This is a genomic window from Microbacterium meiriae (assembly GCF_040686935.1).
Lineage (GTDB): Bacteria > Actinomycetota > Actinomycetes > Actinomycetales > Microbacteriaceae > Microbacterium > Microbacterium meiriae.
Genome location: NZ_JBFBMF010000001.1, coordinates 771,345 through 783,628, shown reverse-complemented (window position 1 = coordinate 783,628; position 12,284 = coordinate 771,345). Strand labels below are relative to the sequence as shown.

At 71.8% G+C, this 12,284-nt stretch carries 11 protein-coding genes; 9 read left to right on the top strand and 2 right to left on the bottom strand.

What is annotated here, in order from left to right; genetic code table 11:
- From AB0P08_RS03805 to AB0P08_RS03785, 5 genes are all read left to right on the top strand, one after another.
- The gene (locus AB0P08_RS03805; protein WP_081811614.1) at positions 1 to 246 is read left to right on the top strand and encodes a YbdD/YjiX family protein; all 246 of its coding nucleotides are present in this window, start codon (positions 1 to 3) and stop codon (positions 244 to 246) included.
- Between the two features lie 91 nt (positions 247 to 337).
- Positions 338 to 1,519: a sensor histidine kinase gene (locus AB0P08_RS03800; protein WP_363588148.1), complete on the top strand. Its 1,182-nt coding sequence runs from the start codon at positions 338 to 340 to the stop codon at positions 1,517 to 1,519.
- Between the two features lie 8 nt (positions 1,520 to 1,527).
- A complete protein-coding gene (locus AB0P08_RS03795; RefSeq protein WP_363588146.1) occupies positions 1,528 to 2,247 on the top strand; it encodes a LytR/AlgR family response regulator transcription factor in 720 nt (239 codons plus the stop codon).
- Positions 2,244 to 2,618 carry a heavy metal transporter gene (locus tag AB0P08_RS03790; protein WP_363588144.1) on the top strand — a complete coding sequence of 125 codons (375 nt, stop codon included), beginning with the start codon at positions 2,244 to 2,246 and terminating at the stop codon, positions 2,616 to 2,618. The genes AB0P08_RS03795 and AB0P08_RS03790 overlap by 4 nt, the downstream gene beginning before the upstream one ends.
- Complete coding sequence (locus AB0P08_RS03785; protein WP_363588142.1) at positions 2,615 to 4,072, top strand: sodium/solute symporter; 1,458 nt, start codon at positions 2,615 to 2,617, stop codon at positions 4,070 to 4,072. The genes AB0P08_RS03790 and AB0P08_RS03785 overlap by 4 nt, the downstream gene beginning before the upstream one ends.
- 254 nt (positions 4,073 to 4,326) lie before the next feature.
- Here the strand turns inward: AB0P08_RS03785 and AB0P08_RS03780 are convergent, their stop codons facing one another.
- On the bottom strand, positions 4,327 to 5,244 hold the full coding sequence (locus tag AB0P08_RS03780; protein WP_363588140.1) for a pirin family protein: 918 nt from the start codon (positions 5,242 to 5,244) through the stop codon (positions 4,327 to 4,329).
- Positions 5,241 to 5,609, bottom strand: coding sequence for a GNAT family N-acetyltransferase (locus tag AB0P08_RS03775; RefSeq protein WP_315638086.1), 369 nt, complete (start codon positions 5,607 to 5,609; stop codon positions 5,241 to 5,243). Before AB0P08_RS03775 ends, AB0P08_RS03780 begins: the two co-directional genes overlap by 4 nt.
- Before the next feature lie 106 nt (positions 5,610 to 5,715).
- Here AB0P08_RS03775 and recQ point away from each other — a divergent pair, with 106 nt between their 5' ends.
- The 4 genes from recQ to AB0P08_RS03755 all read left to right on the top strand — a co-directional run bounded on the left by recQ (position 5,716) and on the right by AB0P08_RS03755 (position 12,178).
- Positions 5,716 to 7,743 carry a DNA helicase RecQ gene (gene recQ / locus AB0P08_RS03770; protein WP_363588138.1) on the top strand — a complete coding sequence of 676 codons (2,028 nt, stop codon included), beginning with the start codon at positions 5,716 to 5,718 and terminating at the stop codon, positions 7,741 to 7,743.
- 143 nt (positions 7,744 to 7,886) lie between these two features.
- Positions 7,887 to 9,950, top strand: coding sequence for an acyl-CoA dehydrogenase family protein (locus tag AB0P08_RS03765; protein WP_363588136.1), 2,064 nt, complete (start codon positions 7,887 to 7,889; stop codon positions 9,948 to 9,950).
- A 100-nt stretch (positions 9,951 to 10,050) separates the two neighbouring features.
- Entirely contained in the window at positions 10,051 to 11,097 is a 1,047-nt protein-coding gene (locus AB0P08_RS03760; RefSeq protein ID WP_363588134.1) for an NAD(P)-dependent alcohol dehydrogenase, read from the top strand.
- A gap of 511 nt (positions 11,098 to 11,608) precedes the next feature.
- Positions 11,609 to 12,178 carry a DNA-3-methyladenine glycosylase I gene (locus AB0P08_RS03755; protein ID WP_259952775.1) on the top strand — a complete coding sequence of 190 codons (570 nt, stop codon included), beginning with the start codon at positions 11,609 to 11,611 and terminating at the stop codon, positions 12,176 to 12,178.
- Positions 12,179 to 12,284 lie beyond the last annotated feature (106 nt).

Below are 12,284 nucleotides of genomic sequence, written 5' to 3'. Positions count from 1 at the left end.
ATGACCTCCACGGTGGATCGGACGGATGCCGCGACCTCCCCGCTGCGGGCGCTGTGGAGCGCCCTCGGCCGGGTCGGCCGCGGCATCCGCTGGTACATGACGACGCTGATGGGCGACACCGCGTACGCCACGTACGTCGCCCATCACCGGCGGCATCATCCGGACGAGGAGCCGCTGACGGAGCGGCAGTTCTGGCGTCAGCGGATGGACGACCAGGACCGCAATCCCGGTGCCCGCTGCTGCTGACCCTTCGACAGGCTCAGGGCCCCAGGGTGGGTCGCTGAGCCTGTCGAAGGGTGGGTCGCTGAGCCTGTCGAAGCGTCCCTAGGCTGAGCGCATGAACGACGTCGTCCTCGCCGCGGTCCTCGGCGCGCTCGGCGGCATCGCCCTAACGGCGCTGCTGCTGCTCGCCCGCCGGTTCGCGCGCGGGTCCGCCGATCTCGGCAGCGAGGCGGAGCAGGGGGCGCTGCGGGCGCTGCATCAGGCGAGCCTCGCCGCCCCGCACCTCCGCGGCGGACTGACCGGGCCGGATGCCGTCAAGGCCGCCCGGCACCTGCGGGCCCTGCTGGGCAGCGCTGCGGTCGCCATCGTCGGCGACGACGACACGGTCACGCTCGACGGCGCCGCGGACGGGCTCGAATCCGCCGCCGTGCGCATCGCCGCCCAGGTGCGCGCGTCCGGGCGACGGCAGGTGTTCCCCGCCCCGTCGCGGACGGACGACCTGGAGGCGGTCGGCGCGCCCATCCTCGTCGACGGGGTGCCGGTCGGGGTGGTCGTCGCCTTCGCGTCCCCGGTACGGGCCGCGCTCGTGCGGGCGGCGGAGGAGGTCGCCGACTGGTGCGCGGCGCAGGTCGAGCTCGGCGGACTCGAGGCCTCCCGCACCCAGCTCGCGGAGGCCGAGCTCCGGGCTCTGCGCGCGCAGATCTCCCCGCATTTCATCTACAACGCCCTCACCGCGATCGCGTCGTTCATCACGACCGACCCGGACCGGGCCCGCGACCTCGTGCTCGAGTTCGCCGATTTCACCCGATACTCCTTCCGCCGCCAGGGGGAGTTCACCACGCTCGCGGAGGAGCTGGGCAGCATCCACTCGTACCTCGAACTGGAGCGCGCGCGATTCGGCGACCGCCTGCGGGTGACGCTGCAGATCGCGCCGGAGACCCTCGCGACGGTCATCCCGTTCCTCTCGGTGCAGCCGCTCGTCGAGAACGCCGTGCGGCATGGCCTGGAGCCGGGGGAGGGCGGCGGCGAGATCCGCATCACCTCCCGCGACGACGGCACGCACACCGAGATCCTCGTCGAGGACGACGGCGTGGGCATGGACCCTGACGGCCTGCGCGCGCTGCTGACCGCGCGGGAGGAGGGCGGTCACGTGGGTCTGCGGAACGTCGACACCCGGCTCCGTCAGGTCTATGGAAGCGGGGGCGGACTGGTCGTGGAGACCAACGCCGGCGCGGGTACCCTGGTGCGCATGCGAGTCCCGAAATCGCAGCCCCTGCACGACCCGGACGACGACTGAGGAGCGGCATGATCGACGTCCTCGTCGCCGACGACGAGCAGCCGGCCCTCGACGAGCTCGTGCATCTGCTGCGCGCCGACCCGCGCATCGGCGAGATCCTCACCGCGGGCAACGGCGCCGACGCGCTGCGTCAGCTCTCCGCGCGAGCGGTGCGGATCGCCTTCCTCGACATCCACATGCCGGGCCTGCTCGGCACCGAGCTCGCCCGCGCGCTCCTCGGTCTCGCGGAGCCGCCGGCCGTCGTGTTCGTCACCGCCGACGAGGCCCGTGCGGTCGAGGCGTTCGAGCTGCGCGCGGCGGACTACCTTCTCAAACCCGTCCGGCGGGAACGGCTGCGGAGTGCCGTGGACAGGGTGGTCGCGCAGGAAGCCACGCCGCGCGGCGAGGACGAGGTGCTGCCGGTGACGGTGGGCGCGGCGGTGCGGTTCGTGCGGCGCAGCGACGTGCGCTGGGTGCAGGCGCAGGGCGACTACGCGCGCCTGCACACCGAGGACGACGGCCTCGGCCACCTCGTGCGCGTCCCCCTCTCCGAGCTCGAGACCCGGTGGGCGCCCGTGGGGTTCCTCCGCATCCACCGTTCCACGCTCGTCCGGATCGCCGCGGTGACTGAAGCGCGGCTGTCGGGCGGGGAGCCCACGGTCGTCGTCGGCGCGGCCGTGTTGCCGGTGAGCAGGAGGCTCGTCCCCGCGGTGCGGGAGGCGCTCGTGCGGGGCGAGGGGACGGCATGACCGAGGCGCCGAAGCGGGTGCGCATCACGGCGGACGCCCCGCCCCGTCGCTCCTCCGCCGCCACGCGGGGGATCGCGCTGCCCGGCGCTCCGGTCGCGGAGGCCGATGCCGTCTACGCCCGTGCCCTGATGCGCAGCCAGCTCCGGCTCGCCCTGGGCACCGTCGCCGGCTTCGTCGTTGTCGTCGTCGCTCTGGCGCTCGGGATCGCGCTCATCCCCGAGATCGACGCCGTCGTCCTCGGCGGGCTGCCCCTGTCATGGCTTCTCCAGGCCTTCGCGTTCTATCCCGTGATCCTCGTCTTCGCAGTGCTGTACGTGCGCACGGCGGTCCGCAACGAGCGGCGGTACCGCGCCCTGCGAGACCGCGAATGAACGCCGTGCTCGACCTCGTCGGCGTCGCCCTGGTCGTCATCGCCACCCTCCTCATCGGCGTGTACGGGCTGCGGGTGTCGCGCACGACGAGCGACTTCTTCGTGGCGTCGCGTACGGTGCGTCCGGTCTGGAACGCCTCGGCCATCAGCGGCGAGTACCTGTCGGCCGGCACCTTCCTCGGCCTCTCCGGGCTGGTGCTGCTGGACGGCGCCCGCGGATTCTGGTTCCCCATCGGATACGCCGCGGGGTATCTGCTCGTGCTCGTCTTCGTCGCCGCGCCCCTGCGCCGCAGCGGGGCGTACACGATCCCGGACTTCGTCGAGGCCCGGCTCGACTCGACGGCCGCGCGCCGGGTCACCAGCCTCGCGGTGCTCATCATCGGCTGGCTCTACATCGTGCCGCAGCTGCACGGCGCAGGCATCACGCTCGTCGTGGTCGCCGGGTTGCCGGAGTGGATCGGAGCCGTGACGATCGCGGTGCTCGTGGCGGCGGCGGTCGCCGCGGGCGGGATGCGCGCGATCACCTTCGTGCAGGCCTTCCAGTACTGGCTCAAGCTCACGGCGCTCCTCGTGCCGGTGGTGTGCATCGCGTTCGCGCTGAGCGGCGGCCCGCACGATTTCGATCCCGCGCTCGTCTTCCCCGCGGAGGCCGGGCCGTCGGGCTTCGACGCCTACGAGACCGCGTCGCTGCTGCTCGCCCTGCTCCTCGGCACGATGGGGCTGCCGCACGTCCTGGTGCGGTTCTACACGAGCCCGACGGGGGCCTCCGCGCGGCGGACGACCGTGATCGTCATCGCCATGGTGAGCGCGTTCTACGCCGTGTCGAGCGCGATGGGGCTCCTGGCGCGGATCGCTGCCCCGGACCTCGCGCGGCCCGGGATCGCCGACACCGTGGTGCTGCAGCTCCCGTCGCGGGTGTTCCCCGGGCCGGCCGGCGAGCTGCTGACGGCGCTCATCGTCGCCGGGGCCTTCGCCGCGTTCCTGGCGACCTCGGCCGGACTCGTGGTGTCGCTCGCGGGGGTCATCAGCCAGGACGTCTTCTCCGGTTCCGTGCGCTCCTTCCGGCTGTCCGCGGTGCTGTGCGCGCTCGTGCCGCTGGGGGTCGCGCTGCTCACGGTTCCCGCGGGGCTCGTGTCGAGCGTGGGAGTGGTGTTCGTCGTGGCGGCATCGACGCTCTCGCCCGTGGTGCTGCTGGGCGTGTGGTGGCGGGGCCTCACCGCGCGTGGGGCGGTCGCGGGCATGGTGTGCGGTGGCGTCGCGACCGGCCTCGCCCTGCTCGTGCACGCCGCCGTGGACGGGGTCGGCGTCGCGGCGCCCTACCTCGCGCAGCCCGCCGCCTGGACGATCCCGCTGGCGACCGGGGTCACGGTCGCCGTGTCGCTGCTCGACCCTCGCGGACCCTCACCCCGCACGGACCGCTTCCTCGCGCGCGTGCACACCCCCGACCGCGCCTGAGTCTCCTTCTGCTTCCTGGAACAGGCGATCGCGCGGGTTCAGGCAGGTGAAAGCCAATCGAGCCTGAGCCCGCGCGAGTGCCTGAAGAGCGGGAAGGGTCGGTGTGGTCGGGCCAGGAGGCTCCAGCGCGGGGGCAGGCACTGGCGCGAGAACAGGCAGGGAGCACCAAGAGTGCCTGTGTTGGCGGGAGTGCCTGAATCAGCGGGAGTGCCTCAGCGGGAGTGCCTCAGCGGGAGGGGCTGTGCGGGAGGGGGTCAGAGGGTGCGGCTGCGCGGCATCAGGCGCACCGGAGGGAGCGGCGGCGCGGGGATGCGCTGGTCATGCCCCTCGACGACGCCGAACCGCGGGGACGCCTTCTCCCAGTCCTCGCGGGCGGCGACGATCTCGTCGTGGGAGCGCCCGGCGAAGTTCCACCACATGACGATCTCGTCTTCGAACGGCTCACCCCCGAGGAGGAACAGCAAGCCGCCCTCACTGCTGGTCACCTCGACGCCGTCGCGGGAATCGCCGAGATAGAGCATGTCGTTGCGGGTCATCGCGTGCTCGGGGACGGCGGCGTCGCCCTCGACGAGGAGCAGCGCGTGTTCCCACTCGGGCCGCAGCGGCAGGCGCACGGCGGTTCCAGCCGGCACGACGATCTCCGCCCCGACGATCGGTGTGTGCACGGTCGCCGGCGAGTGCACGCCCGCGAACTCGCCGAGCACGACTGTGGCCGTGGCGTCCGATCCGGTCGCGGACGGCAGCGTCGTCGTCGGCAGATCGGTGTGCCGCTCGAAGCCGCCGTCGCCGTGGCGCGCGGACTCCGGGAGCACGACCCAGAACTGCAGCGCGTCGAGCGGGACGGGGTCGTCGCCGATGGAGTACTCCGAGTGCGAGATACCGTTGCCGGCGGTCATGAGGTTGAGCTGTCCGCGCCGGAGGTCGGCGTCGCTGCCCAGCGAATCGCGGTGCCGGATCTCCCCGACGAGCGGCCAGGTCACCGTCTGCAGACCGATGTGCGGGTGCGGCTCGACGCGCATCCGGGTCTCGGCCGGGCCGAACCGGTCGAGGAAGCACCACGCGCCGATGGTGGGGAGGTTGCGATGCGGCAGCACCCGGAGCACTTCCATGCCGCGCACGCCGCCGAGCGGGACCGCCCGCGGCTCGAGGACGAGGCGGCGCTTCCCGATCATTCCGCCCTGCCCGTGGGGTCCTCGTCCGCGCCGGCCGACTCCTCCTGCACCGGGGCGTCCGCCGTCGAGCCCGGACGCTGCGGCCAGCGGATCTCGGCGCCGGGCACCTCGTGCGTCTGGAGGTACTTCGCGATGTACGGGCAGAGCGGCACGATCGCGTCGCCCGTCGACGCCACGTCGGTCAGTGCCGCCGCGGCGAGCTTCCCGGCCAGGCCCTGGCCCTGGAAAGCGGGGTCGATCTCGGTGTGCAGGAACCGGATCGCGCCGGGGCGGGTGTCGAACTCGGCGAACCCGGCCAGCACGTCATCAGAACGGATCTCGTAGCGGGAGGCCTCGTCGTTGCGGGTCACGGTGATGTCGGTCATCGGGATGCTCCTTCCGGCGTCTGGAACCAACCTACGCCCGGGATCGGGGGTGCGGGCCTGTGGACGTCGCCGTGCCGCTGTCCGTCGGGGTGATTACGCTGGAGGGATGCCGCAGACTCCCCGCGATCCGTACGACGGATGGATCCCCGAGCCGGACGCGGCATCCGACCAGCCCTGGGACGACGGGTGGGAGCCGACCGAGCCGCCGGAGCCGATGGACTGGGAGCCGCAGGGCGCGGGCTTCGAGCCGCCCCTCGACTGGGGTCCGGGCCCGACGACCGCGGTGACCACCGCGCCGGCCGTCCGCCGCGCCACGCCCAGCCGGTATGCGACGGCCCGCGAGGCACTGCACACCGTGTTCGGCTACGACGACTTCCGCGGCGACCAGGCGGCCATCGTCGAGCAGGTCATCGGCGGCGGCGACGCCGTCGTCCTGATGCCCACCGGCGGCGGCAAGAGCATCACGTACCAGGTGCCCGCACTCATCCGCGAGGGCACCGGACTGGTCATCAGCCCGCTCATCGCGCTCATGCACGACCAGGTCGACGCGCTGCGCGCCAACGGTGTGAAGGCCGCGTACCTCAACTCCACCCAGTCGATCGAGGAGCGCCGCGAGGTCGAGCGTGCCTACGTCGCCGGAGAGCTCGACCTCCTCTACGTCGCCCCGGAGCGGCTGTCGGGCGCGCAGACGACCTCCCTCCTGCAGCGCGGCACGCTCAGCGTCATCGCGATCGATGAGGCGCACTGCGTGTCGCAGTGGGGGCACGACTTCCGGCCCGACTACCTCGCGCTCGGCGACCTGGGCGAGCGGTTCCCCGGCGTGCCCCGCATGGCCCTGACCGCGACCGCGACGCGGGCCACGCACAAGGAGCTCACCGAGCGTCTGCACCTCGACACGGCGAAGCACTTCGTCGCGAGCTTCGACCGCCCCAACATCCAGTACCGGATCGTCCCGAAGGTCGACCCGCGCAAGCAGCTCGTGCAGTTCATCCGGTCGCAGCCGGAGGGCGCGGCGGGCATCGTCTACGCCCTCAGCCGGAAGTCCGTCGAGCAGACGGCGACCTATCTCGCCGCGCAGGGTCTCGACGCGTTGCCGTACCACGCGGGCCTGCCCGCCGAGGTGCGGGCGGCGAACCAGTCGCGCTTCCTCCGCGAGGACGGCGTCGTGATGGTGGCGACGATCGCGTTCGGCATGGGCATCGACAAGCCCGACGTGCGCTTCGTCGCCCACATCGATCTGCCGAAATCGGTCGAGGGGTACTACCAGGAGACCGGTCGCGCCGGCCGCGACGGGGAGCCGTCCGTGGCCTGGATGGCGTACGGGCTCGGCGACGTCGTGCAGCAGCGTCGTCTGATCGATCAGAGTCCCGGCGACCGCACGTTCAAGATGCGCATGGGGCAGCACCTCGACGCGATGCTGGCGCTGTGCGAGACGGTGGAGTGCCGCCGGCAGAACCTCCTCGGGTACTTCGGTCAGGACTCGCAGCCCTGCGGCAACTGCGACACGTGCCTCGACGACACGGCGACCTTCGACGGGCTCGTCCCCGCGCAGAAGCTGCTGTCCACCATCGTGCGCCTCAAGCGCGAGCGGAATCAGGCCTTCGGCGCTGGCCACCTCATCGACATCCTCCGCGGTGCCTCGACCGAGCGCATCCGCCAGCAGCGGCACGACGCCCTCGCGACCTACGGCATCGGCGCCGACCTCTCCGACCAGGACTGGCGGAGCGTGGTGCGCCAGCTCCTCGCCCGGGGCATCCTCGTCGCGCAGGGCGACTACGGCACGCTCGCGCCGGGGGAGGCGGCGGCCGGGGTGCTGCGCGGCGAGACTGCGGTGCCCCTCCGGAAAGACACGATCGGACGCCCGTCCTCGCCGTCGCGAGCCCGGAAGGCGAGTGCCGCCGACGCCCTCGACGCCGGAGACCGGGAGCTGTTCGAGGCGCTGCGGGCCTGGCGGGCCGAGACCGCCAGGGAACAGGGCGTCCCGGCGTACATCGTCTTCGGTGATGCCACGCTCCGTGCTCTCGCGGAGCATCGTCCCACGTCGCACGCCGACCTCGACGGCATCACCGGCATCGGCGCGAAGAAGCGCGAGGCCTACGGCGACGGCGTGCTCGCCGTCATCGCCGCCTCCTGACGGTCGAACCTGTCGCGAGCCGACAACGACGGGCGCGGACGGGGCGGCGGGGGGTTGGAGGATGCGGACAGGGGACTTCGTGTCGTTTTGTCGCACACCTACCATGAGAGGCATCCACCTTCGTCTCTCCGAGAGGAACGCTCATGGTCGACGCCGCCGTCCGCCCTTCGACGACACCTGACCCGCGCGAGAGCGCGACCGCCCCGCAGATCGATGTCGCCCGCCTGAACGACGCCCTGATGGGCACCTGGGGCGACGTGCGCCGCCAGGCCCGCGAGATGATCAAGGATTCCGCATTCTGGCGGAAGGACGAGCTCGGCAAGGACGACCACCGCGAGCGGGTGCTCAGCCAGCTCCACCTCCTCGTCGACAACAAGGCCGTGCACCGCGCGTTCCCGAAGCGCTTCGGCGGCGAGGAGAACAACGGCGGCAACATCGCCGGATTCGAGGAGCTCGTGGCCGCCGACCCGAGCCTGCAGATCAAGTCGGGCGTGCAGTGGGGCCTCTTCGGCTCCGCGATCCTGCAGCTCGGCACGAAGGAGCACCACGACACCTGGCTCCCCGGCGTCATGGACCTGTCGATCCCCGGTGCGTTCGCGATGACCGAGATCGGGCACGGCTCCGACGTCGCCGCAGTCGGCACGACCGCGACGTACGACCCGGAGACGGAGGAGTTCGTCATCCACACGCCGTTCCGGGGAGCTGTGAAGGAGTACCTCGGCAACGCCGCCCTGCACGGCATCGCCGCGACGGTTTTCGCCCAGCTCATCACGAACGGCGTCAACCACGGCGTGCACTGCTTCTACGTGCCGCTGCGCGGCGAGGACGGCGTCGACCTCCCCGGCATCGGCCGCGAGGACGACGGCCTCAAGGGCGGACTCAACGGCATCGACAACGGCCGTCTCTCCTTCGACCAGGTGCGCATCCCGCGCACGAACCTGCTCAACCGCTACGGCGACGTCGCCGCGGACGGCACCTACTCGAGCGCGATCGACAGCCCCGGCCGCCGCTTCTTCACGATGCTCGGCACCCTCGTGCAGGGACGCGTCTCGCTCGACGGCGCCGCCTCCTGGGCCTCCGCGCTCGGTCTGCACATCGCGATCACCTACGCCACGCAGCGTCGCCAGTTCGACGGTGCGGACGGGCAGGAGGTCGTGCTGATGGACTACGGCAAGCACCAGCGCCGTCTGCTCCCGCGCCTGGCCACCACGTACGCGCAGATCTTCGCGCACGACGAGTTCCTGCAGAAGTTCGACGGCGTGTTCTCCGGTCGCACCGACACCCCGGACGACCGGGAGGACCTGGAGACGCTCGCGGCGGCGCTCAAGCCGCTGTCGACCTGGCACGCGCTCGACACCCTGCAGGAGGCCCGCGAGGCGTGCGGCGGCGCCGGCTTCATGTTCGAGAACCGGCTCGTCGGGCTCCGTGCCGACCTCGACATCTACGTCACGTTCGAGGGCGACAACAACGTCCTGCTCCAGCTCGTGGGCAAGCGGCTGCTGACCGACTATGCGAAGCAGTTCCAGGGCAAGGACGCCGCGGCGCTCGCGCGCTACGCCGTGGGGATGACCGCCGGCAAGGTGTTCCACGGCGCCGGCCTCCGTCAGCTCGGCCAGGCGGTGACCGACTTCGGTCAGGTCGCCCGGTCGGTGGAGCGCGGCCTGCGCGAGGAGCAGCAGCACGACCTCCTCGCAGGCCGCGTGCAGCAGATGGTTGCTGACATCGCGACCCGGCTGCGCGCCGCCGGCAAGGACAAGGTGCTCGGAGCGCGGCTGTTCAACGAGAACCAGGCCGAGCTCATCGAGGCGGCCAGGGCGCACGCCGAGCTCCTGCAGTGGGAGGCCTTCACCGACGCCGTCCACGCGATGGACGACGCCGAGACGAAGAAGGTCATGACCTGGCTGCGCGACCTCTTCGGTCTGCAGCTCATCGAGAAGCACCTCGCCTGGCACCTCATCCACGGACGGCTGTCCACCCAGCGGGCCGCGGCGGTGTCGAGCTACATCGATCGGCTGTGCGCGCGACTGCGTCCGTACGCGCTCGACCTCGTCGACGCGTTCGGGTACGAGCCCGAGCACGTGCGGGCTCCCATCGCGAGCGGTGCGGAGAAGCAGCGGCAGGACGAGGCCCGTGCGTACTACGCCGACCTCGAGGCCACCGGTCAGGCGCCCGTCCTGGAGAAGACGCTCAAGCGGCAGAAGCGCTGAGCGGTCGGCCCGGGCCGTCCCCACACGGCCCGGGCCCTCCGGACAGCGGATTCATCGACGGAGGCGGATAGTCTCGGCGAGTACCGACCCGAGGAGCATCATGTCGACCGTCACCGCCTACGCCGCCCCCGCCGAAGCCGCCCCGCTCGAGAAGACCGTCATCGAGCGTCGAGAGCTCGGCCCGCACGACGTCCTCATCGACATCGCCTTCGCCGGCATCTGCCACTCCGACATCCACACCGTGCGCGGCGACTGGGGTCCGCAGCAGTACCCGCTCGCCCCGGGACACGAGATCACCGGAACGGTCGCCGCAGTGGGCGCCGAGGTCACGAAGCACGCCCTCGGCGACCGCGTCGGCGTCGGCTGCCTCGTGAACTCGTGCCGGGAGTGCGTGTACTGCCTCCGCGGCGACGAGCAGTTCTGCACGCAGGGCGCCGTCGGCACCTACGGGGCGGTCGACCGCGACGGGACGATCACCCAGGGCGGCTACTCGCAGCAGGTCGTCGTCACCGAGGACTTCGTGCTGCGCATCCCGGACGCCCTGCCCCTGGACGCGGCGGCTCCGCTGCTGTGCGCGGGCATCACCACGTACTCGCCGCTGCGGCATTGGAAGGTCGGCCCCGGCACGCGCGTCGCGGTGGTCGGACTCGGCGGCCTCGGTCACACGGGCGTTCAGATCGCACACGCCCTCGGCGCGGAGGTGACCGTGCTGTCGCAGACGCTCTCGAAGCAGGACGACGGCCTCCGCCTCGGCGCCGACCGCTACTTCGCGACGAGCGACCGGGAGACCTTCCGTGACCTGCGCGGCTCCTTCGACGTGATCCTCAACACCGTGAGCGCCGTCATCGACCTCCGCTCCTACCTCGGGCTGCTCGACGCGGACGGCACCATCGTGTGCGTGGGTGCTCCGGCGGAGGCCCTCGCCCTGAACGCGGGGTCGCTGATCGCCGGACGACGCTCCATCGCCGGCTCGAACATCGGTGGCATCAGGGAGACCCAGGAGATGCTCGACTTCTGCGCGGAGCACGGCATCACCGCGCAGATCGAGGTCATTCCCGCGTCGGCGATCAATGAGGCGTACGAGCGGGTCCTCGCGTCCGATGTCCGCTACCGCTTCGTCATCGACGCCATCACCTTCGCCGACTGACCCCCGCCCGGTCCCGGGTCCGTCCGCTGACGGTCTCCGTCCGCTCCAGTACGGGATCAAAAGCGGGCCTCCGGCCCCTGCCTGAGGAGCGATCTTCGTCCCGTCCCGGCCCCGGCCCCGGTCCCGGCCCCGTCCGGTCCGACGCGGGATCAAAAGCACGCCTCCGCGGCCTGCATAAGGAGCGACTTCCGTCCCGCGACCGTCGAGTCCCTGGGCCGGGACGGAAAAGTCTCCGGATGAGGACCGCGCAGGTACGGTTCTGATCCCGCGCTGCTCTCGTGAGGGCCCCGCGCGCCCCCTGCGGAGAACTGCCTCCGCGCTCGGTGCGGGATGGGAAAGGGGCCGCGGGGTTGTTCCGGGAGGGCCTTTTCGATCCCCCGTTGGAGGAGTGCGTCGTGGCGGGATGGGGAACGGGCCGGGGGAGGCGGGGGGAGGGGCGGAATTGAACTCACACGAGGGGACGCGGGACGGGGCGGGGGTGGGGGTCGGTGGGGGCGGATACGGTGAGGGGATGACCTCCCTCCTCCTGGGGCCGGACTCCCGTGCGCGCTGCGCGTGGGTCGGCGACGACGCAGAATATCGCCGGTACCACGACGAGGAGTGGGGAACGCCGCTGCACGGGGACCGGGCGCTTTTCGAGAAGATGGCGCTGGAGGGTTTCCAGGCGGGACTGTCGTGGATCACGATCCTCCGCAAGCGTCCGCGGTTCCGGGAGGTGTTCGCAGGCTTCGTGCCGGAGGCGGTGGCGGCGTTCGACGACGCCGACGTGGAACGGCTGATGGCCGACACCGGCATCATCCGCAACCGCGCCAAGATCCTCGCGACGATCGGCAACGCTCGGATCGTGCAGTCGATGGCCGACGGCGAGCTCGATGCGCTGATGTGGTCGTTCGCCCCGCCGGCGACCGGAACGCGGCCACGGTCGTTCTCCGAGGTCCCCGCCGTCACACCGGAGTCGACCGCACTGAGCACGGAGCTGCGCCGGCGCGGGTTCCGCTTCGTCGGCCCGACGACGATGTACGCCCTCATGCAGTCGGCGGGCATGGTGGACGACCACATCGAGGGGTGCTGGAAGGCCTGACGTCCCGTCGGGAAAGAGAGCGGGGCCACGGTCCCTCGCCCGATATACTCGGCACATCGGGGGATCTCCCGGCGCACGACGCCGGGTGGCTGCAGGCGCGCGGTCT

Bases quoted from the DNA above. Each gene is read 5' to 3' on its own strand.
- AB0P08_RS03775 (WP_315638086.1), bottom strand. From the start codon at position 5,609: ATGACCGACATCACCGTGACCCGCAACGACGAGGCCTCCCGCTACGAG.
- AB0P08_RS03780 (WP_363588140.1), bottom strand. From the start codon at position 5,244: ATGATCGGGAAGCGCCGCCTCGTCCTCGAGCCGCGGGCGGTCCCGCTC.
- AB0P08_RS03755 (WP_259952775.1), top strand. From the start codon at position 11,609: ATGACCTCCCTCCTCCTGGGGCCGGACTCCCGTGCGCGCTGCGCGTGG.
- AB0P08_RS03785 (WP_363588142.1), top strand. From the start codon at position 2,615: ATGAACGCCGTGCTCGACCTCGTCGGCGTCGCCCTGGTCGTCATCGCC.
- recQ (WP_363588138.1), top strand. From the start codon at position 5,716: ATGCCGCAGACTCCCCGCGATCCGTACGACGGATGGATCCCCGAGCCG.
- AB0P08_RS03790 (WP_363588144.1), top strand. From the start codon at position 2,244: ATGACCGAGGCGCCGAAGCGGGTGCGCATCACGGCGGACGCCCCGCCC.
- AB0P08_RS03795 (WP_363588146.1), top strand. From the start codon at position 1,528: ATGATCGACGTCCTCGTCGCCGACGACGAGCAGCCGGCCCTCGACGAG.
- AB0P08_RS03800 (WP_363588148.1), top strand. From the start codon at position 338: ATGAACGACGTCGTCCTCGCCGCGGTCCTCGGCGCGCTCGGCGGCATC.
- AB0P08_RS03805 (WP_081811614.1), top strand. From the start codon at position 1: ATGACCTCCACGGTGGATCGGACGGATGCCGCGACCTCCCCGCTGCGG.
- AB0P08_RS03765 (WP_363588136.1), top strand. From the start codon at position 7,887: ATGGTCGACGCCGCCGTCCGCCCTTCGACGACACCTGACCCGCGCGAG.
- AB0P08_RS03760 (WP_363588134.1), top strand. From the start codon at position 10,051: ATGTCGACCGTCACCGCCTACGCCGCCCCCGCCGAAGCCGCCCCGCTC.